Origin of the sequence: Halomonas sp. DP4Y7-1 (assembly GCF_019800705.1) — a bacterium.
GTDB classification, from domain to species: Bacteria; Pseudomonadota; Gammaproteobacteria; order Pseudomonadales; family Halomonadaceae; genus Halomonas; species Halomonas litopenaei_A.
In genome coordinates, this window is the sequence record NZ_JAHVKS010000012.1 from 1 (window position 1) to 20,862 (window position 20,862).

Here is a 20,862-nt window from a genome sequence, read left to right on the forward strand (position 1 = left end):
ACCGTCAGCGTGGGCAGCGAGACGCTGACACTGGGCGACGCCGACACCGACGTCGTGACCTTCAATACCGCCGAAGGCGTGTTGACCGTTGGTCGCGATGGCAGCTGGACCTTCGAGGCGAACAACAACCTCGACCAGGCAGAGAGCCCGTCGGTCAACTTCACCATCGAGACCGTCGATAGCGATGGTGACACCGCTTCCGACAGCCACACCGTTACCATCACCGACGGCACTGGCCCGACAGTCACTGTCACCAGTGGCGACGATGATCCGGCAACCGAGAGCCTGGATCTTACGCTGGACGAAGTGGGTACCATCGGCGGCGCAGAGCAGGACTCTGGTGTGCTGACCTTCACTGCAGGCAGCGACAACCTGACCAGTTTCAGGTTTGCCAATATTGCAACAGACGGCAGCGTGTCAGGCATTACCACCGCTGGGCTGGAGCCAGGGCAGACGCTGGTATGGACAGCGAATGCGAATGGCCAGCTCGAAGGCCGCCTGGGTGGTAGCACTGCTGTCGCGGTGACCCTGTCCCTTGCTGCTCCAGCGTCAGTGGAAGCGGGTGAGAACGGTATCGTGCGGGTTACCGCTGAACTCAGCGAGGCCCTCCCGCATGAGGTGGCCGATGCGCTGGCGAACTCGCTTTCTATTAGCGGCATCGGAGTTGTTGCGACCGAGGCTGACGGTGACAGTGCCACGGCCCAGGTGACCGTCAACGTCGTTGATTCTGCACCGCAGGCCGTAGCAGACGTTAACGCCATTACCGAAGACACGGCCTCCGTCTCTGGCAACGTCATTGACGGTGCTGCAGATGATGCCGGTGCCGACACCCTGGGTGCTGACAGCACCACGGTCACCGCGGTGACCAGCAACAACGCCAGCGGCAACACCGCCACCACCAATGCGGCTGGTGAGCTGGTGATCCAGGGCGAGTACGGCACCCTGACCATCGCACCCGATGGCAGCTACAGCTACGCCCTGGACAACACCAACCCGGCAGTCCAAGGGCTGGACGGCAGCGAGTCGGTCACCGAGGTGTTCACCTACACCCTGACCGACGCCGACAGCGATGCCAGCAGCACCACTCTGACCCTGACCATCAACGGCCAGGAAGATGACCTGCCCACCATCACCGTGACCGACAGCGACGGGAACGTGACCGGCGCCGACAACAGCGTGGAGGAGGACAGCGGTGAGACCGTCACCGGCACCTTCACCGTGGGCGGCAGTGCAGGCATTGCGGGTGTGACCGTGGCTGGCATTGATGTCACCGGCGCCACCCAGGCGAACCCTGTGGTCATCACCACGGGCACCCAGGGAACCCTGAGCATCACTGGCTTTAACGCCGCGACGGGCGAGTTCAGCTACAGCTACACCGAGACCGGAGGCCCTGCAGAGCACAACGCGGCCAACGACAATATCGTCGACAGCTTCGCGATCGTGGTGACTGACAACGAAGGCGACACCGCCAGCGACAGCCTGGATATCCAGATCCTGGATACCGCGCCGCAGGCCGTAGCCGACGTGAACGCCATCACCGAAGACACCGCCTCCGTCTCTGGCAACGTCATTGACGGTGCTGCAGATGATGCGGGTGCCGACACCCTGGGCGCCGATGCCACCACGGTCACCGCGGTGACCAGCGACAACGCCACCGGCAACACCGCCACCACCAATGCGGCTGGTGAGCTGGTGATCCAGGGCGAGTACGGCACCCTGACCATCGCACCGGATGGCAGCTACAGCTACGCGCTGGATAACACCAACCCGGCCGTCCAGGGGCTGGACGGCAGCGAGTCGGTCACCGAGGTGTTCACCTACACCCTGACCGACGCCGACAGCGACGCCAGCAGCACCACTCTGACCCTGACCATCAACGGCCAGGAAGATGACCTGCCCACCATCACCGTGACCGACAGCGACGGTGACGTGACCGGCGCCGATAACAGCGTGGAAGAGGATAGCGGTGAGACCGTCACCGGCACCTTCACCGTGGGCGGCAGCGCGGGCATTGCGGGTGTAACGGTGGCAGGCGTTGATGTCACTGGTGCCTCCCAGGCGAACCCTGTGGTCATCACCACGGGCACCCAGGGAACCCTGACCATCACCGGCTTTAACGCCGCGACGGGCGAGTTCAGCTACAGCTACACCGAGACCGGCGGCCCTGCAGAGCACAACGCGGCCAACGACAATATCGTCGATAGCTTCGCGATCGTGGTGACCGACAACGAAGGCGACACTGTCAGCGATAGCCTGGATATCCAGATCCTGGATACCGCACCGCAGGCCGTAGCTGACGTGAACGCCATTACCGAAGACACCGCGTCCGTCTCTGGCAACGTCATTGACGGTGCTGCAGATGATGCCGGTGCCGACACCCTGGGCGCCGATGCCACCACGGTCACCGCGGTGACCAGCGACAACGCCACCGGCAACACCGCCACCACCAATGCGGCTGGTGAGCTGGTGATCCAGGGCGAGTACGGCACCCTGACCATCGCACCGGATGGCAGCTACAGCTACGCGTTGGACAACACCAACCCGACCGTCCAGGGGCTGGACGGCAGCGAGTCGGTCACCGAGGTGTTTACCTACACCCTGACCGACGCCGACAGCGACGCCAGCAGCACCACCCTGACCCTGACCATCAACGGCCAGGAAGATGACCTGCCCACCATCACCGTGACCGACAGCGACGGTGACGTGACCGGCGCCGACAACAGCGTGGAGGAGGACAGCGGTGAGACCGTGTCCGGCACCTTCACCGTGGGCGGCAGTGCGGGGGTGGCCAGCGTGACCATCGGCGGTGTGGAGCTGGTGGGAGCGGACTTCACCACTCCGGTGAGCATCCCCAACAACGGTGGACAGGGCAGCCTGACTATCACTGGCTTTAACGCCGCGACGGGCGAGTTCAGCTACAGCTACACCGAGACCGGCGGCCCGGCCGAGCACAACGCGGCCAACGACAATATCGTCGACAGCTTCGCGATTGTGGTGACCGACAACGAAGGCGACACCGCCAGCGACAGCCTGGATATCCAGATCCTGGATACCGCACCGCAGGCCGTAGCCGACGTGAACGCCATTACCGAAGACACCGCGTCCGTGTCGGGCAATGTCATTGACGGTGCTGCAGATGATGCCGGTGCTGACACCCTGGGAGCCGATACCACCACGGTCACCGCGGTGACCAGCGACAACGCCAGCGGCAACGCCGCCACCACCAATGCGGATGGTCAGCTGGTGATTCAGGGCGAGTACGGCACCCTGACCATCGCGCCCGATGGCAGCTACAGCTACGCGCTGGATAACACCAACCCGGCGGTACAGGGGCTGGACGGCAGCGAGTCGGTGACCGAGGTGTTTACCTACACGCTGACCGACGCTGACAGTGACGCCAGCAGCACCACTCTGACCCTGACCATCAACGGCCAGGAAGATGACCTGCCCACCATCACCGTGACCGACAGCGACGGGAACGTGACCGGCGCCGACAACAGCGTGGAAGAGGATAGCGGTGAGACCGTCACCGGCACCTTCACCGTGGGCGGCAGCGCGGGCATTGCGGGTGTAACGGTGGCAGGCGTTGATGTCACCGGTGCCACCCAGGCGAACCCTGTGGTCATCACCACGGGTACCCAGGGAACGCTGACCATCACCGGCTTCGATGCCGCGACGGGCGAGTTCAGCTACAGCTATACCGAGACCGGGGGTCCGGCAGAGCACAACGCGGCCAACGACAATATCGTCGACAGCTTCGCGATCGTGGTGACCGACAACGAAGGTGATACCGCCAGCGATAGCCTGGATATCCAGATTCTGGATACCGCGCCGCAGACCGTAGCCGACGTTAACGCCATTACCGAAGACACGGCCTCCGTCTCTGGCAACGTCATTGACGGTGCTACAGATGATGCCGGTGCCGACACCCTGGGAGCCGATGCCACCACGGTCACCGCGGTGACCAGCGACAACGCCAGCGGCAACACCGCCACCACCAATGCGGCTGGCGAGCTGGTGATCCAGGGCGAGTACGGCACCCTGACCATCGCACCCGATGGCAGCTATAGCTACGCGTTGGATAACACCAATCCGGCCGTTCAGGGGCTGGACGGCAGCGAGTCGGTCACCGAGGTATTCACCTACACCCTGACCGACGCCGACAGTGACGCCAGCAGCACCACTCTGACCCTGACCATCAACGGCCAGGAAGATGACCTGCCCACCATCACCGTGACCGACAGCGACGGTGACGTGACCGGCGCCGATAACAGCGTGGAAGAGGATAGCGGTGAGACCGTCACCGGCACCTTCACCGTGGGCGGCAGCGCGGGTGTGGCCAGCGTGACTATCGGTGGTGTGGAGCTGGTGGGAGCGGACTTCACCACTCCGGTGAGCATCCCCAACACCGGTGGACAGGGCAGCCTGACTATCACCGGCTTTAACGCCGCGACGGGCGAGTTCAGCTACAGCTACACCGAGACCGGCGGCCCGGCCGAGCACAACGCGGCCAACGACAATATCGTCGACAGCTTCGCGATCGTGGTGACTGACAACGAAGGCGACACCGCCAGCGACAGCCTGGATATCCAGATCCTGGATACCGCACCGCAGGCCGTGGCTGACGTTAACGCCATCACCGAAGACACGGCGTCCGTCTCTGGCAACGTGGTGTCTGACGGAACTGGTGCTGACACCCTGGGAGCCGATGCCACCACGGTCACCGCGGTGACCAGCGACAACGCCAACGGCAACACCGCCACCACCAATGCGGATGGTGAACTGGTGATTCAGGGCGAGTACGGCACCCTGACCATCGCAGCCGATGGCAGCTACAGCTACGCGTTGGATAACGCCAACCCGGCGGTACAGGGGCTGGACGGCAGCGAGTCGGTCACCGAGGTGTTCACCTACACCCTGACCGACGCCGACAGCGACGCTAGCAGCACCACTCTGACCCTGACCATCAACGGCCAGGAAGATGACCTGCCCACCATCACCGTGACCGACAGCGACGGGAACGTGACCGGCGCCGACAACAGCGTGGAAGAGGATAGCGGTGAGACCGTCACCGGCACCTTCACCGTGGGCGGCAGCGCGGGCATTGCGGGTGTAACGGTGGCAGGCGTTGATGTCACCGGTGCCACCCAGGCGAACCCTGTGGTCATCACCACGGGCACCCAGGGAACCCTGAGCATCACTGGCTTTAACGCCGCGACGGGCGAGTTCAGCTACAGCTACACCGAGACCGGAGGCCCTGCAGAGCACAACGCGGCCAACGACAATATCGTCGACAGCTTCGCGATTGTGGTGACCGACAACGAAGGCGATACCGCCAGCGATAGCCTGGATATCCAGATCCTGGATACCGCGCCTGTTGCTGCCGATGATCGCGTCGACGGTGTGCAGTCCTCGCAGGTTGTGTCGAAAGACGCCACCGAAGGACTGCTGTCCAATGATGATCAGGGAGCGGATGGCGCCAGAGTGACGGCGGTAGACCTTTCCTCGCTGCAAGGTAGCCTCGAGTGGAACGCCGACGGCAGCTTCGTCTACACCGCGACGGAGTCCGGCAGCTACACCGAAGTGGTGCGCTACACCATTACGGATGCAGATGGTGATACCAGCGAGGCTACGCTGACCATCCAGGTTGAGAATGGCGTGCCGAGCACCCAGCCCAGCAACGTGCAGGTCAATGAAGCAGGCCTGGATGGCGGCTCCCAGGCGGGGAATGGCTCGGCGACGGTCACCGGGCAGCTGGTCGCGACGGATCCCCAGAGCGACACCCTGACCTTCAAGGCGGAGACCATCAAAGGGGAGTACGGAGACATCGTGATCCGTGCCGATGGCTCATTCACCTACACCTTGACCAAGCCAGTGACGTCCTCCGACAACCCGGTGGACGATGCAGAGAGCTTCACCTACACCGTCACCGACAGCCAGGGCAACTCGGCAACCGGCACCATCACCGTAGATGTGATTGATGACGTACCGCAGGCCGTCAATGACACACCGGCCGCGCTGCAGTCAGGCACATCGCTGACGACCACGGCCGACAATGGGCTGCTGGCCAACGACGTGCAGGGCGCAGATGGTGCCGAGGTGGTGTCGATCGATACCAGCGGGCTGCGTGGCCAGCTGACGTGGAATGCCGACGGTAGCTATACCTACACTGCGGAAGCCAACGCCAGCTATGAAGAAGTGGTGACCTACGTGATTCGTGACGCAGACGGCGACACGAGTCAGACCAACGTCAAGTTTGTGGTGACGGACGGTTCCCCGACCGCCAATCAAGCGACAGCAACGGTCAGCGAGGCCGGTCTCGCCGCTGGTAGCGACGCCGGCAGCGGTAGTCACAGCGTGTCCGGGCAGCTGAGTGCAACCGATGCCCAGGGAGATGGCCTGAGCTACACCGAAGCGCGGATCGAGGGGGATCATGGCGTACTGGTGATCAGTAGCGATGGTTCCTTTACCTATACGTTGATCAGTGCTGTGACCGGGAGCCAGGCGGACAATGGCGGCAACACGCTGACCGCCCAGGAGACCTTCAACTACAGCGTGACCGATGCCCACGGCAATACGGCCAGTGCCAGCATCAGCATCAATATTGTGGATGACGTGCCGCAGGCGGTGGATGACACGGCCGCCACGGCTGAGGACACCGCGGTCACCGTTGATGTGCTGGCCAATGACATTGGCGGAGCAGATGGTGCTGTGCTGCAGTCGGCTGCACTGGCGCCTGGACACGAGTCTGCCGGTCGGGTGACGGTGAACAGTAGCACCGGAGAACTGACCTTCACGCCAGGACCTGGGGTAGAGGGAACCGTCGTCATTCGCTACACCATCGTCGACGCCGATGGAGATACCAGCGAGGCCACCTTGACGGTCAATGTGGCTGCGGATTCTCGACCCGAGGGGGCTATCGACAAGGCGCTGCTCGATGAAGACGGATTGCCGGGCGGTATCGCTGGCGGCGTCGGTGACCTGGCGGGTGAGGCCACCGTGGTCAGCGGTACACTGGGCTACTCCTTCGGCGCGGACGGTGCTGCCAGCCAGAACGCCTTTGCCTGGAGCCTGTCGGGACTGCCGAACGTATCCTCTGGCGGGGAACCGGTCAGCTATGGCCTGAGCAACGATGGACGTACGCTCACAGGCCGTGATGCCTCCGGGGCGCTGGTGCTGAGCGTGGCGCTGACGGATGTCGCCAGCGGTGCCTACGAAGTGACCCTGCATCAGCCGCTGGATCACCCTGACAGTGAGAGTGAGGATGTCCTGGCGTTCAAGATCGGCTACAGCGTCACCGACGGTGACGGCAGCTCTGCCGATGGGGCGCTCCAGGTGCTGATCAATGACGACAGCCCTGAGGCGTTCTCGGCGCAGACCGCTACCCTGAGGGATGGCGGCGGTGGCAGCATCGACTTTGCCGACGCCGCAGGGGCAGATGGCGTATCCAATGTGGTGTTTGCCGGCATGGATGGCCAGGTCGCCACGGACACCGATGGTCAGCCGCTGTACTTCGAAGGTGAAGCCTTGACCTATCGCATGTCCGCTGACGGTTCTCAGCTTGACGCTGTGACGGCGGATGGCACCATCGGCTTCAGCGTGGTGCTGGACGCTGCGGGCGACAGCTACCGTCTTGAGGTCAGCGATGGCGACGTCAGCAACGGGCGCACCGAACATGTGGAAGTGTCGGATCTGGACCTTCAGGGTGACGTTCGCTACCACGGTGCCAACTACAAACATGATGAAACTGATAACGATGTTCTGTATTCCACCCCCAATGAACTCGGCATCGTGCCACTTGATGGCGGTATCGGCGTGGCGGGTGGCACGAGTTCAGGTATCGAGCGCAATGAAGCCATTCGCATCAGCTTCCTGGACAGCCTGGCATTCTCGGATGCGGGAGAGCCGAGCTGGCAAGGGCATGAGCGCGTAGCTGAAGTGCGCCAGACCATCCACGTCGATGGGGATAATGCGAAGGCCGTGGTGACCGTCGCTGCCATCGACTATGTGGCAGACGGTGCGGGCGGTGGCTCACCGGCCCAAGGGGCGAGCAGTGACTTCCGTCTGACTGTGGACGATGTGCGCATTCTCGATCAGACCGGCATCGACGTTACCAACAAGGTGACCATAAGCGTCGATGGGGCTGGTCGCCTGATCCTGGACGGCATGAAGGATGGTTGGTCGTTTGAACTCAGCCCGGATGGCGGGCTTGAGGGGATCGAGGTGGTGGGGGGTAGCGATACACCCTTTACCCTGGGAGATATGGACTATCGGCTTGGTGACAGCAGCTCGGGCTTCGAGGTTGAGCTTGCCTTGACCGGTGTCGATGGAGATGGCGACAGCGCCACGGGTTCCCTCATTGTCTCGGGAGCGCCTCCGTCGCAGCTATTTGTCGGCACCAACGACGGTGATACTCATACCGGGTCTGCCGGTGACGATGTGATCGTTGGTGACAAGGGCGGGACCTACACGGAAATCGAGCCGGCGACCAACTATAACGTCGCAATAATGCTGGATATTTCTGGAAGCATGCAGTCAGGCAAGGCGGAGGATGGCAGCACCCGGATTTCGGTCGCCAAGGCGGCAATCGAAAGGCTGATCAACCAGTTGGCCGAGTACGAAGGGGCGGTAAATATTGCAATCATTCCCTTTGCCTATGGTGCCGATCTGGAAGATGTCGACGATCTTGGACTGGATGCCAATGAGGTTCAGCAACTGATCGACTACGTCAATAACCTGAGCGCCACTGGTGCCACCAATTATGAGGTGGCATTCGACGCAGCACGTGGCTGGTTCCTCAATCAGGACAATGACTACGAAAATGTCAGCTACTTCGTGACCGATGGCAATCCTACCGTCTATGGGACAAGTACCAGTTCGGGAGGAACCACTAACGAAATCGACGTGATACGTGCCCTGGAGGCCTATGAAGGCCTGTCCGATATCAGCCAGGTCAAGGCGATCGGCATTGGCAATGGCATCAATGAAGAGTTGTTGAGGTTGTTCGACAACACCAATGTGGTTGAGCAAAGCGACATCCCGGTGGTGTCCGGAGAGGTGGCACTTCAGTATCGTCTGGCGGACTTCGATAGCCCCGATGGCGAGGCGTCTCATCTTCTCGATGACGTCGAAGATGCCTGGACATACTCCGGTGTTGCGACCGGCAAAGCCAGCGAAGTAACAAACTCCGGCGGCGTGGATTATCTGCGTCTGGAAACAGGTAGTGTACCTGGCGAAGCCGTGGTGACGAGCGATAGTTTCATCCTCGATGGATTCAGCAACTACGCTCAGATCCAGTTTGTCTATGCCAACTCTAGCTATACTGCCGGTGAGAGTGCGCGCTTCACGCTGCAGCGTCTTGATGGCTCCGGTAACTGGGTCGATGTGGAGACCGAAACGCTTGCCTCAAGCCGTGGCTGGGCCCTTAAGGGGACTTCCTGGATCCGGGAGGCCGGGACTTATCGCCTCGAGTTTGGTGTGACCAACGCTGACTTCTCAAATACGGCTCTCGGTATTTCCGACATCTACGTCAACCTTAGGACCAGCGAAGCCAAGAAGGGGCAAGTGAATATCGTCAATTCGGCCGATGAGCTGAATGCGGTTCTGGATGGGAGTGATACCTTTACCGGTCTCCAGACGCTGGGGAGTGACACCATCGACGGGACGTCCCGTGATGACCTCATATTCGGGGATACCGTCAATAGTGACCATTTGAGTTGGGTCAATGGCGATACCGGAGAGCGCTTCGATGCCGGTGAGCATGACGGTCTTGGCTACCAGGGCCTCTATGAGTTCCTGACGTGGGGCACTTCGGATGTGCGCCTGCAGGACGATGGTAGTCTGGCTGAGACCGGTGAGCCGCCTATCGCCGGAAAGCCCTCGGGTGAGGCGCCTAGCAAGGATGAGGTGCTGAACTATATTCGTGATCATTATCGCGAACTTCTGGACACCGAGCGCAAGGATGGTGGCGCCGACACCCTGAAAGGCGGTGAGGGTGATGACGTGCTGATCGGCGGGGGCGGCAATGACACCCTGCACGGTGAGGATGGCGATGACCTGCTGCTGGGTGGTGCGGGTGACGATCTGCTGCTGGGTGGACTCGGTGCCGACACCTTCGCCTGGGTGCTGGGTGACCAGGGCGAGGCAGGCGCTGCCGCCGATGACGTGATCGCGGACTTCCATGTCGCGGCAGCGGGCACGGCGCCTGGCACCGATCCGGAGGCCGATGTGCTGGATCTGAGCGATCTGTTGCAAGGCTTCGATGCAAGTGATGATCAGCAGTCGCTGAACGACTTCATCCACGCTGAGCAGGACGGTGATGACGTGGTGCTGTACATCAAGAGCGACGGTGGGCTGGCTGGCGATAATGCCAATGCCGATCAGTTGATTACCCTGGAAGGGGCGAGCATGTCAGGGCAGTCGGGCGAAGACTTCTTGACCCAGCTGCTGAACCAGGGACAGCTGGACGTCTGATTACGCTAGTTGGCGGGAGACGACGGGACAGTCAACAGTCGTCAGTAGTTGCAGGTCGAGGGGGCCCCATCCGTGGGGCCCTAACGAGAATCGAGCAGCGCCCCTGAAGAGTGAGGTCAGAAGCTGGGGCACAAGAGAAAGTTGATATATGCTCGATCAACGAAGAACAGGGAGAAAGCGGCATGTACGTCCAGCGTGACGGGGAAGGTAAGCTTGTCTGCGTGAGCCGAGAGCCAACGGCTATCTGCGACGAGTTCATGGCACCGGATGACCAGGAGTTGCTGGCATTCCTGTCTGACGGCAGCCCGCGCCATGAGCAGTCGCAGTTTCACGCGTCTGATCTGGCGTTTGTGCGGGTACTTGAGGATGTGTTGGACCTGCTGATGGACAAGGGGGTGATCAGCTTTACCGATCTCCCTGAGGCGGCGCGTCGCAAGATCATGGATCGCCAGTCACTGCGTCGTCGCTACAACGACGTGGATCTGGTGGGCGGCGATGACGACCCTCTGATCTAACAGCGCGGTACGCAACAACAAGGCCACCTTTTCAGGTGGCCTTGTTGTTGCTGCCTAGTGGTGTGTTGCGCTCTGGTGGCTTCGTGCGGACCGTTTGTCAGAGCAAGGCCTGCGTGTAGTCAGGCCTTCGATGGCACTGCGACGAGCCGTCTAGCGCCCTGACGCTGCATCTGCACGGGCCGAGACGGCGGGACCGGTCACGCCGTCGAGGCCTAGCTCGAACAGGGTCTCGATGTCCTCATCTTCATCGATACCTTCGGCAATCGCCTTGATCGCCAGCGAATGACACAGCGTTGCCATGCCCCTGAGGATGGTCTGCTGCTCTGGCCGGTGGGAAACACCCCGACACAGGGTGGCATCGATCTTGATGTAGGACAGGCCAAGATCGCGCAGGTCACCGAGCTGGCGGAAGGCGGCACCGACGTGCTCCATGCCCAGGTGGCAGCCGAAGGGCGCCAGCGACTGGCACAGGTAGCGGAAGCTCTCCAGATCAGCCCTGGCAATGGATTCTGGCACCTCGATCCATAGGAAGGGGGCCGAGTCTGGGCGTGCACTCAGTCGTTGCTGCAGGGCAATGACCACGTTGGGTTGGGTGATGGCAGCGTGGGACAGGTTGATGCCGAGCGGCTGACGGTGGTGGTGAATGGTCTCAAGCGCAGTATCGATGACCCGGATGTCCAGGCTGTCATGCAGGCGCAGACGTGCGATCCAGGGCATGAAGGTGCCCGCCTGGCGCCACTCGCCCTTGATATTGAGGCGTGCCGGCGCTTCGTGGTGAAGCAGGCTGCCCTGGCGATCCAGTACCGGGTACTGGCCCAGCAGGACGCCGTGCTCCATGGCCTCGACCAGGGCGGAACGCCATTCGGCGCGGCTATGGTAGAGAGCGGCCTGCTCGGCGTGGCGGCAGGTTTCAATGGCCTGGCCGGGGCGTGTTTCGGCCATGGACAAGGCGCCGTCCAATGCCGACATCAGCGTGGTGCGGCTTTGACCATGATGATAGGTGCCCAGAGCAGCGGGCAGACGCAGCACCGGTGCATTCTGTTCGGCAAGGGCGGAGAGGTTGTCGCTCAGGCGCTCGCGTGCCCAGGCTTCATCGACGTTGCCGCACAGCAGTAGGGCAAAGTCGCTGCCATTGAGGCGGCCCACATAACCTTCACCATGGGCATCGGCGATGGCCGTCAGGCGCTGGCACAGGTCGCTGAGCACGGCGTTGGTGTGCAGGTGGCCGCGGCGCTCGTTGAGCGCGGCCAGGTCGGTGGCTCGAATCAGTGCAATGATGCCGTAGCTGGACTCGCCGTCCTGCTCCAGGCTGTAGCTGAGCCGGTCGATAAAGGCGTCGCGGGTCAGGGCGCCGGTGATGGCATCGTGCAGCAGTTGCCGCCGCAGTCGATCGATCTGTTCACTTTCACGCTCCAGCATCTCACGCACGCTTTCCGACAGCCGGTTCATCGCTTCCGACACCTCGCGCAGTTCCAGCGTGCGCGGTAGCGGAGCAATAGTGAAGCGGCGCTCGCCAATGTCGTGAGCCTGACGCGTGACGGTCTTGAGCGGTCGGCTGATGTGACGCACCAGCATATAGGCGATCAGTAGACTCAGTGCACCGGCCGCGACGAACCAGCCGGCCATGCGCAGCGTGCTTTGCCACAGCGATTGATAGGCGAAGGCGTGGGTGCTGTCCACCTCCAGGGTGCCGAGCAGGGTCCAGCCGTCCTGAACCGCGGCGGTGCCGCTGGGCACATCGAAGGAGATCAGCTGGCGGAACCAGCCGGGAACGCTATGGTCTTCCGCCACTTCCGAGACGCGCTGAATGATCGGCCGTCCTTCGCCGTCGACCAGCTGCAGCTTGCGGTAGTAACCGGTATCGAACTGCGCCGAGATCATCAGTTCAATGCCCACAAGATCCTGATTGGGAGCATTGCTCATGGCCTGCGCCAGCACATTGGCATTGTCGGTATTCTTGATCTCGAGCTCTTGTTCGATATAGGCACGACTGCCGGTCACCGCCACCAGCAGGCTGCCGCCCAGAGCGATCAGCAGGATGACGATGATGGCGAGCCAGAGTTGTTTGATCAACGACATGGCGGCGTCTCTAGATAAGCGTGAAGCGGAAGATAGGGCATGGGGTTATTGAATCCCTTGTCGGCGCATGCGATCAATCGCATTACGCCAGCGCGAAAGTCGGGCCAGGGGGTCGGCGCGCGACTGCGTGGAGCCTCCTGCCCACAGGCCACTACTATTGAAGCTGAATAGCGGGTCCAGGTCGGTTCGCAGGCTGGCGCGAGAAACGCTGGCGGCGATGTTGTCGAGGATAAGCGGCTCGGCGCTTGGTGTCTCGTAGTACCCCAGGACCATATGGGCCTGGGTAATCTGGCTACGTCCTAGCCTGGCACGTACGTAGATCATGCGCAGTTTGCTGACCGGGATGCCCAGCTCCTTGAGCGTGACGTACTTGGCGATCGAATAGTCTTCGCAGTCGCCGGCACCGCGTCCAAGCGACTCGAGCGGGGTGGCCCAGTAGTCACTCTGGCGCCAGATGGTGCGGTCCTCGAGCCAGCGAACCTTGCGATTGAAGAAGTCGTTGACCTCGCGCAGCTGAGTCGCGATATCGGCACCCCTGAGTCGGTTGATCAGGCTTAGCCACTCCTCCAGCACCTGCACCCCTTGAGCACCAAATTCTGCGCTCATGGCCGAGCGCATTCTGGCGTGGTCCAGAGCGGCACCCGCCGGCTCAGGTGTCGACAGCAGGCCGCCGCCGAGCAGGCTCGCAGTGCCCAGTCCCAGCCAGCGCAGCACGCTGCGGCGGGAGACAGAGGCGTCGGTCGACGCGGGTGAGGTCATGACAGGGTCCGGGCCGTGGTCAGGCCTTTCCTGGGCCTTGCCACAGCGTCAGCTGTCCCACCCAGGGGAGAGGGGCTAGGTCTCGGCATAATTCGTGAGCTAACTCATCAAGGTCGTCATGATGGATCTGAGAGTCAACGTACAACGAAATATCTACCCGGTCATCCAAATAGTGCAGGTTCAGCGCGAGACGTCGGCGCCAGGCGGGATGTTTTGCCCATCTTTGATCAAGGATTTGCTCGATCTCTGCCCGTAGCGGCAGGCCTGGTCGCAAACTGTGCGCAATCAGGCCTTCATCGTCCTCTGGGTCAATATGGAAGGTCACGTCCTTCAATCGGCGCGAGGACTGGCGCAGCTCACGGCTGACGGCGTTACCGATCTCATGGGCCTCCGACACCGTGACCCTGGGCGCCACGACAATGTGCAGGTCGAGCACCACGTCGCTGCCCAGTCGGCGAGTGCGCAGGTCGTGAACGCTCGTGACCCCTGGCACAGATTCGGCCAGTCGACGCAGCTGCCGTTCATCTTCTGCTGGAAGTGCGGTATCGATCAATTCCCGGGAGGATTGCCACATCAGTCGTCCCCCCACCCAGCCGACCATCAGGCCCACCAGGATGGCGGCTGCGGCGTCCATCCAGCCCACACCAAACTGTCCGCCAATCAGACCGACCAGCACGACCAGGGTGGAGAGGGCATCGGTGCGCGAGTGCCAGGCGTTGGCCTCGAGCAGTGCCGAGTCCAGCCGCCGTGCCGCGTGCAGCGAATAGTGGAAGATTGCTTCCTTGGCGAGCAGCGATACCACCGCGATACCAATGGCGGTGGCCCCTGGTGCGGTGGCGAGCTGGTCGTCGAGGAGACGCTCGACGCTGGAGGCGGCAATCGCACCGGCGACGAAGATCAGCACGCCGCCCAGCCATAGCGTCGCCAGTGTCTCGATGCGGCCGTGGCCATAGGGGTGATCACGGTCCGGCGCCTGCCGCCCGTAGTGGGTGGCGGCCAGCACGAAGACATCGGTCACGATATCGGAGAAGGAGTGGATGCCGTCAGCAATCAGCGCGGCAGAGCCGACGATCATCCCGGTGATCAGCTTCATGACGCCGACCACCAGGTCCACGCCGGCGCCAATCAGGGTGACGCCCTGAGCCGTCCAGTAAAAACGACGGGGTGCCGGCGAGGAGGGGGTGCTCACGGCGCGATCTCTCGCCCCGCGCAGTTGATGACCGGATTGGCGTACTGTGCCAGCCACCAGGGTTTGAGGTCGTCGGGCACCTGCGCCAATCGCTGTGCAAAGCGCTCCCGGTCGGCGTCGGTGACCTCAGAGAAGTCGAGCAGGTCCGGGTGCGTGCCCAGGGCCTCGAGCGCCAGGTAATGACTGGGAAACAGGTGGTAGTCGCCCAGCACCTGGCGATCGATCTCGGCTGCCACGGCCTCGGGGGTGTCGAAGCTGCGGTCGATGGGCGTCCCGAAGCGCAGGTGAACGCGGCCTTTGTGACCAGTGATGCCCGCCACGATCGAGCTGATATCCTCGAATTCGCTCTTGTTGTAGCCGCCATCCTCGCTGACGGCTTTCAGTTCTCTGGCCTTCTGGATATCGCAAGGGTCGTATTCGTAGCTGATGGCCACCGGGACCAGGCGCAGCGCCTCGACGCCTTCGCCCAGGGGGGCGTGACGGTTGTCGGCACGATGGGCCATGGTCATCATCTTGATAATGGCCGGATCGGTACGGTCGATACCGTCCTTGGCGCGGCCCTCGCGCTGGGCCATCCAGATCGAGTGGTTGTCGTCCTGAATCGAGTGGCGAATGTAGCTCGAGAGCTGAAGGTAGGCCTGCAGCATGGCGCGCTTGCCGCGGGCGCTGCGAGGCACGATGAAGCTCTTGTTCAGGCGCATCAGGTCGGTGACATAAGGCTTCTTGAGCAGGTTGTCACCGATGGCGATGCGCACCGTATTGCGGTTTGCCAGGTACAGGGCATAGTTGACGAAGGCCGGATCCAGCGAGATGTCGCGATGGTTGCCGATGAACAGATAGGCCGTGTCGGCATCCAGCGCGTCGAGGCCATCCACTCGGAAGTCGTCGGTGGAGGTGCGCAGCATGCGCTGCATGTAGCTGGCGATGCGCTGCTGGAATTGCGCGACGCTGGTCACATCGCGGGTCTCACGCTTGATCGCCCAGCTGGCCAGGGCGCGGGAGACGCGAGGCATCAGCCGCGAGAGACGCGGCAGGCGATAACGCGTCAACGCGGTCAACAGCTCAGGGTCTTCTGACAGGCGTGCAAGCGTCGCCGCCACCTCGTCATCCTGATAAGGGCGTATGTCGTGCCAGGGATCCTGCCCGGCCTCAGCATTCGAAGTCATGTTGTCGTCGCAGTCAGGTCAGTAGCCGTAACGGAGTTGCTCTGGGCTTCACCGCCCAGCCAGTCAATCAGGCGATCCACGCTGTCACCCAGTGTTTGTGCCATCAGAATAAAGTCGGTTTCCATCCGCAGAACGGCATCGTCGCCGTCATCGGCCTGGTTGGCTTCATCAATCAAGGCATCATCAAAGGCCAGCGACTTGACGGCCAGGTCGTCATGCAGCACGAAGCGCAGACGTCCCTCCATGGCCAGTGCCAGCTTGCTGGCCTGGCGTCCACCTTCCAGCAACTGCTGGATGTCGTCACCGTCCAGGTCCACCTGGCGTGCCTTGAGTACGCCATCGTCGCCCTTGGCTTTCAGCTCCACCTGATCACCCAACAGCATATCAGCGGGACGCGATGAGGCGTCATTGAGCCAGGTGGTCATGGCGCGAATCGGCAGGGTCTGGGCCGCCAGCGGCGTCACCTTGAGGCTTCCCAGGGTTTCGCGCAACAGGTCCAACAGCTCTTCTGCACGCTTGCGGCTGGAGCTGTTGACCGCAATCAGGTTGCGCCGGGTGTCCCACCAAAGGTCAGTCTTCTGGCTGCGGACGAAGGCGCGGGGCAGCAGCTCTTCGTAGACCTGCTCCTTGATCGCCTGTTTTTCCTGGCGGCGCAGCTTGCGGCTCTCCTGGCCTTCGATGACCTCGACCCGCTCCTCGACCTCTTCCTTCACGACCGAGGCCGGCAGAATGCGCTCCTGGCGCAGGGCGGTCATCAGCCGCTGGCCTTGCAATTCGTGCAGGTAGCGATCACTGCCACGACCGGCGGGGGCTGTCCAGCCGCTGCGGCGAGCCTCGCTGCTGCCGAGCGGACGAAAAGCCTGTTCAGCGAGGGCTGTTTCCAGCTGCTCGCTGTCCAGTGTGCTGGCGTCGTGCAGACGATAGAGGTGCAAGTGCTTGAACCACATGAAGCAATTCTCGGGTCGAAAAGGAGGCACATTATGGCGAATGGTGTTCTCGGGTGCCAGTGACCCGCTCAGGTCGGTCGCGATTGCGCCAACGCTGGCGGCCTAGGGTGAAAATGATGCAGCGGTGAGGCCTGTATCGAAGGCAAGCGTAGCAGCGAAGCGCCGCTTCGCCTCTGCCTCTTTGGGGGCGGTATTGCCAGCAGGCTCGACAGCGCTCAGTATCAAACAGTAGTTTGAATGTTGGGTGTCGGCGTCTTGTTATCGACGTTGAGGTATCGACACCCTCTTTGAGCGGAACATCGACAAGGAGAGCAGCATGCAGGACAAGATCGGCAAGGTGACGGTGGCCGTGCGTGGCTACCACCTGGACGGCTATGGCCACGTCAATCACGCCCGTTACCTGGAGTTCATGGAGGAGGGGCGCTGGGACTATTTCGACCGTCATCCGGCGTTGATGTCGCGCCTGGCGACCGGTGACATCGCCTTCGTTGCGGTGAATCTGAACGTCGACTACCGCGAAGCGGCGGTGACGGGGGATCGCCTCGAGGTGGCAACCCGTCTGTCGGTGCTGGGTGGGCGCAGTGCCAAGATGCACCATGAGATCCTGCGACAGCGGGATGGTGCCACGGTGGTCCGCGCTGAGCTGACCTTTGTTCTGCTCGATGTCGCCAGCAACAAGGCAATGACCATCGATGGAGAGCTGCGTGATGCCTTGGCGGCGCTGGTGGTAGTGGACTGACGCTGCCTGCTGCGCCATTGGCGTCTGCGAGCCGCTGAAGAAATGACGACAAGTGCCTGGAAGCAATGACAGACGCTGCGCTATAGCCACCAAGGGTGGTATGCTACGTGGCTGTATTTGTGCGCCTTGTCACGGCTGCGTGACGCGCCTACCTGTTGCTGTGCAAAGGACTTGACGACCCATGGGTGACATCGCCAGAGAGATTCTGCCAGTCAATATCGAGGACGAGCTGAAGCAGTCGTACCTCGATTACGCGATGAGCGTGATCATCGGCCGAGCGCTGCCGGACGTGCGCGATGGCCTGAAGCCGGTTCATCGGCGTGTGCTGTTTGCGATGCACGAGCTGGGTAACGACTGGAACAAGCCGTACAAGAAGTCTGCCCGTGTGGTGGGTGACGTCATCGGTAAATACCACCCCCACGGCGACAGTGCGGTGTACGACACCATCGTGCGCATGGCGCAGGACTTTTCCATGCGCCATGTGCTCGTCGATGGCCAGGGCAACTTCGGTTCCATCGATGGCGACAATGCCGCCGCGATGCGTTACACCGAGGTTCGCATGGCCAAGCTGGCCCATGAGCTGCTGGCTGACCTCGAGAAGGATACCGTCGACTGGGTCGACAACTACGACGGCACCGAGCGTATTCCCGACGTGCTGCCGACCAAGGTGCCCAACCTGCTGGTCAACGGTTCGTCCGGTATCGCGGTGGGCATGGCGACCAACATCCCGCCCCACAACATGAACGAGATCATCAACGCCTGTCTGGCGCTGGTCGACGACTACACCCTGAGCGTCGATGATCTGATGGAGCATGTGCCGGGGCCCGATTTCCCTACCGGCGGCATCATCAATGGCCGCGCCGGTATTCTCGAGGCCTATCGTACCGGCCGCGGGCGCATCTATATCCGTGCCAAGCACACCATCGAGCATGACGACAAGAGTGGTCGTGACCACATCATCGTCACCGAACTGCCTTACCAGGTGAACAAGGCGCGTCTGATCGAAAAGATCGCCGAGCTGGTCAAGGACAAGAAGATCGACGGTATCGCCGAGCTGCGTGACGAGTCCGACAAGGACGGCTTGCGCGTGGTGATCGAGGTCAAGCGTGGCGAGAGCGGCGAGGTAGTGGTGAACAACCTGTTCGCCCAGACTCAGCTGCAGAACGTTTTCGGCATCAACATGGTGGCGTTGGAAGACGGCGAGCCGAAGACCATGAACCTCAAGAAGGTTCTGGAAGCCTTCATTCGTCATCGGCGTGAAGTGGTCACCCGCCGGACCCTGTTCGAGCTGAAGAAGGCCCGCGAGCGCGGCCACATCCTCGAAGGCCTGGCGGTCGCCATCTCCAACATCGATGAAGTGATCGAGCTGATCAAGGCCTCGCCCAATGCGGCCGAAGCCAAGGAAAAGCTGCTGTCGAAATCCTGGCAGCCCGGCCAGGTGACCGGCATGCTCGAGCGCGCCGGCGCCACGTCGTGCAAGCCCGAGGATCTGGAAGAAGGCTTTGGTCTCAACACGGTGGGTACCGAGTACCGCCTGTCGCCGGCTCAGGCCCAGGCGATTCTCGAGCTGCGTCTGCATCGCCTGACCGGACTCGAGACGGAAAAGCTGCTGGACGAGTACCTGTCGATCCTCGAGAAGATTGCCGAGCTGATGGCCATTCTGGCCTCCGCGGACCGTCTGCTGGAGGTGATTCGCGAAGAACTGATCGCCGTGCGTGACCAGTTCGGCGATGAGCGTCGCACCGACATCCAGGCCAGCCACCTTGATCTGTCGATCGAGGACCTGATTGCCGAGGAAGACATGGTGGTGACCGTGTCTCGTTCGGGCTACGCCAAGACCCAGCCGTTGTCCGACTACCAGGCCCAGCGTCGCGGCGGGCGCGGCAAGTCGGCCACGGCCATGAAGGACGAAGACGTCATCGAGCACCTGCTGGTGGCGTCGACCCATGACACGGTGCTGCTGTTCTCCAACCGCGGCAAGGTGTACTGGCTCAAGGTCTACGAAATGCCGGCCGCCAGCCGAGGCTCCCGTGGCAAGCCGTTGGTCAATCTGCTGCCGCTGGACGAGGGCGAGGCGATCAACGCCATCATGCCGGTGAAGGATTACGATCCGAACTGCTACATCTTCTTCGCCACGGCTCGCGGTACGGTCAAGCGCACCAGCCTGGAGCAGTTCTCGCGCCCGCGCAGCGTCGGTTTGATTGCCATCGACCTCGAGGAGGGCGATCGTCTGGTCGGCGCCGCCATTACCTCGGGCAGTGACCATGCCATGCTGCTGTCGTCCAACGGCAAGGCGATCCGCTTCGAGGAGTCCCAGGTGCGTGCCATGGGACGTACCGCACGAGGGGTGCGCGGCATGCGCCTGCTCGATGATGCGGAAGTGATCAGCCTGATCATTCCCCAGAGCCTGGAAATCGATGCGGACGCCGAAGGCGGAGAGCACGGTGAGGCCAGCGACGTCGAGAGCGTGGGTGATGATGGTCAGATCTATATCCTGACCGCCAGTGAAAACGGTTACGGCAAGCGCACCCGTCTCGAGGAGTTCCCCCTGCGCGGTCGCGGTGGTCAGGGCGTTATCGCCATGCAGACCAGCGCACGTAACGGCGCCATGGTAGCCGCCATGCAGGTGCTGTCCTCCGACGAGATGATGCTGATCACCGACCGCGGCACGCTGGTGCGTACTCGGGTCGAGGAAGTCTCGATCAGCTCACGTAACACGCAAGGGGTGACGCTGATTCGTCTCGGCGATGCCGAATCCCTGGTCAAGACCGTGCGTATTCAAGAGCTCGAGGGCGAGGACGCCGAAGACCTCGATGACGAGTCTGCGACCCCCGAGAGCACTGCAGAAGAGGGCGCTGCTGAGGGAAGCACTTCAGAGGAAGGTTCTGGAGAGGACGGCCCCTCTGACGGCAGCGCTGCCGATAACAATAACGACTGATCCCGGGATGGCGCGGCGCCCATAGCGGGTGCCGCCCCCCCGCCCTGTGACAGGTCG

General features: G+C 62.2%; 9 protein-coding genes. 4 read left to right on the top strand and 5 right to left on the bottom strand.

The genetic code is table 11. The annotated features are described in order from the left end of the window. Positions 1-9: 9 nt before the first annotated feature. Both KUV72_RS18400 and KUV72_RS18405 read left to right on the top strand, forming a co-directional pair. The gene (locus tag KUV72_RS18400) at positions 10-10,473 is read left to right on the top strand and encodes a VCBS domain-containing protein (protein ID WP_222239347.1); all 10,464 of its coding nucleotides are present in this window, start codon (positions 10-12) and stop codon (positions 10,471-10,473) included. A gap of 182 nt (positions 10,474-10,655) precedes the next feature. After that, a complete protein-coding gene (locus KUV72_RS18405; RefSeq protein WP_206938103.1) occupies positions 10,656-10,988 on the top strand; it encodes a tryptophan synthase subunit beta like protein in 333 nt (110 codons plus the stop codon). Between the two features lie 150 nt (positions 10,989-11,138). On the opposite strand, the gene KUV72_RS18410 is transcribed toward KUV72_RS18405, so the two are convergent. From KUV72_RS18410 to KUV72_RS18430, 5 genes are read right to left on the bottom strand one after another with little or no spacing between them, the layout of a single operon-like run. Further along, entirely contained in the window at positions 11,139-13,067 is a 1,929-nt protein-coding gene (locus tag KUV72_RS18410; protein WP_222239348.1) for an EAL domain-containing protein, read from the bottom strand. Positions 13,068-13,112: 45 nt separating this feature from the next. After that, positions 13,113-13,826: a transglutaminase-like cysteine peptidase gene (locus KUV72_RS18415; protein ID WP_222239349.1), complete on the bottom strand. Its 714-nt coding sequence runs from the start codon at positions 13,824-13,826 to the stop codon at positions 13,113-13,115. A 19-nt stretch (positions 13,827-13,845) separates the two neighbouring features. Next, a complete protein-coding gene (locus tag KUV72_RS18420; RefSeq protein ID WP_315857944.1) occupies positions 13,846-15,015 on the bottom strand; it encodes a cation diffusion facilitator family transporter in 1,170 nt (389 codons plus the stop codon). Beyond that, the gene (locus KUV72_RS18425; RefSeq protein ID WP_206938124.1) at positions 15,012-16,181 is read right to left on the bottom strand and encodes a 1-acyl-sn-glycerol-3-phosphate acyltransferase; all 1,170 of its coding nucleotides are present in this window, start codon (positions 16,179-16,181) and stop codon (positions 15,012-15,014) included. The genes KUV72_RS18420 and KUV72_RS18425 overlap by 4 nt, the downstream gene beginning before the upstream one ends. Beyond that, positions 16,178-17,128 (bottom strand): recombination-associated protein RdgC, encoded by a 951-nt coding sequence (locus KUV72_RS18430; RefSeq protein WP_222239350.1) that lies wholly within the window; start codon positions 17,126-17,128, stop codon positions 16,178-16,180. Before KUV72_RS18430 ends, KUV72_RS18425 begins: the two co-directional genes overlap by 4 nt. A 316-nt stretch (positions 17,129-17,444) precedes the next feature. Here KUV72_RS18430 and KUV72_RS18435 point away from each other — a divergent pair, with 316 nt between their 5' ends. After that, positions 17,445-17,867, top strand: coding sequence for an acyl-CoA thioesterase (locus KUV72_RS18435; RefSeq protein WP_206938128.1), 423 nt, complete (start codon positions 17,445-17,447; stop codon positions 17,865-17,867). Between the two features lie 181 nt (positions 17,868-18,048). Further along, the gene (gene gyrA, locus KUV72_RS18440; protein WP_222239351.1) at positions 18,049-20,805 is read left to right on the top strand and encodes a DNA gyrase subunit A; all 2,757 of its coding nucleotides are present in this window, start codon (positions 18,049-18,051) and stop codon (positions 20,803-20,805) included. The last annotated feature ends 57 nt before the right edge of the window (positions 20,806-20,862 follow it).

Bases quoted from the DNA above. Each gene is read 5' to 3' on its own strand.
- KUV72_RS18405 (WP_206938103.1), top strand. From the start codon at position 10,656: ATGTACGTCCAGCGTGACGGGGAAGGTAAGCTTGTCTGCGTGAGCCGA.
- KUV72_RS18410 (WP_222239348.1), bottom strand. From the start codon at position 13,067: ATGTCGTTGATCAAACAACTCTGGCTCGCCATCATCGTCATCCTGCTG.
- KUV72_RS18415 (WP_222239349.1), bottom strand. From the start codon at position 13,826: ATGACCTCACCCGCGTCGACCGACGCCTCTGTCTCCCGCCGCAGCGTG.
- KUV72_RS18425 (WP_206938124.1), bottom strand. From the start codon at position 16,181: ATGACTTCGAATGCTGAGGCCGGGCAGGATCCCTGGCACGACATACGC.
- KUV72_RS18430 (WP_222239350.1), bottom strand. From the start codon at position 17,128: ATGTGGTTCAAGCACTTGCACCTCTATCGTCTGCACGACGCCAGCACA.
- KUV72_RS18435 (WP_206938128.1), top strand. From the start codon at position 17,445: ATGCAGGACAAGATCGGCAAGGTGACGGTGGCCGTGCGTGGCTACCAC.
- gyrA (WP_222239351.1), top strand. From the start codon at position 18,049: ATGGGTGACATCGCCAGAGAGATTCTGCCAGTCAATATCGAGGACGAG.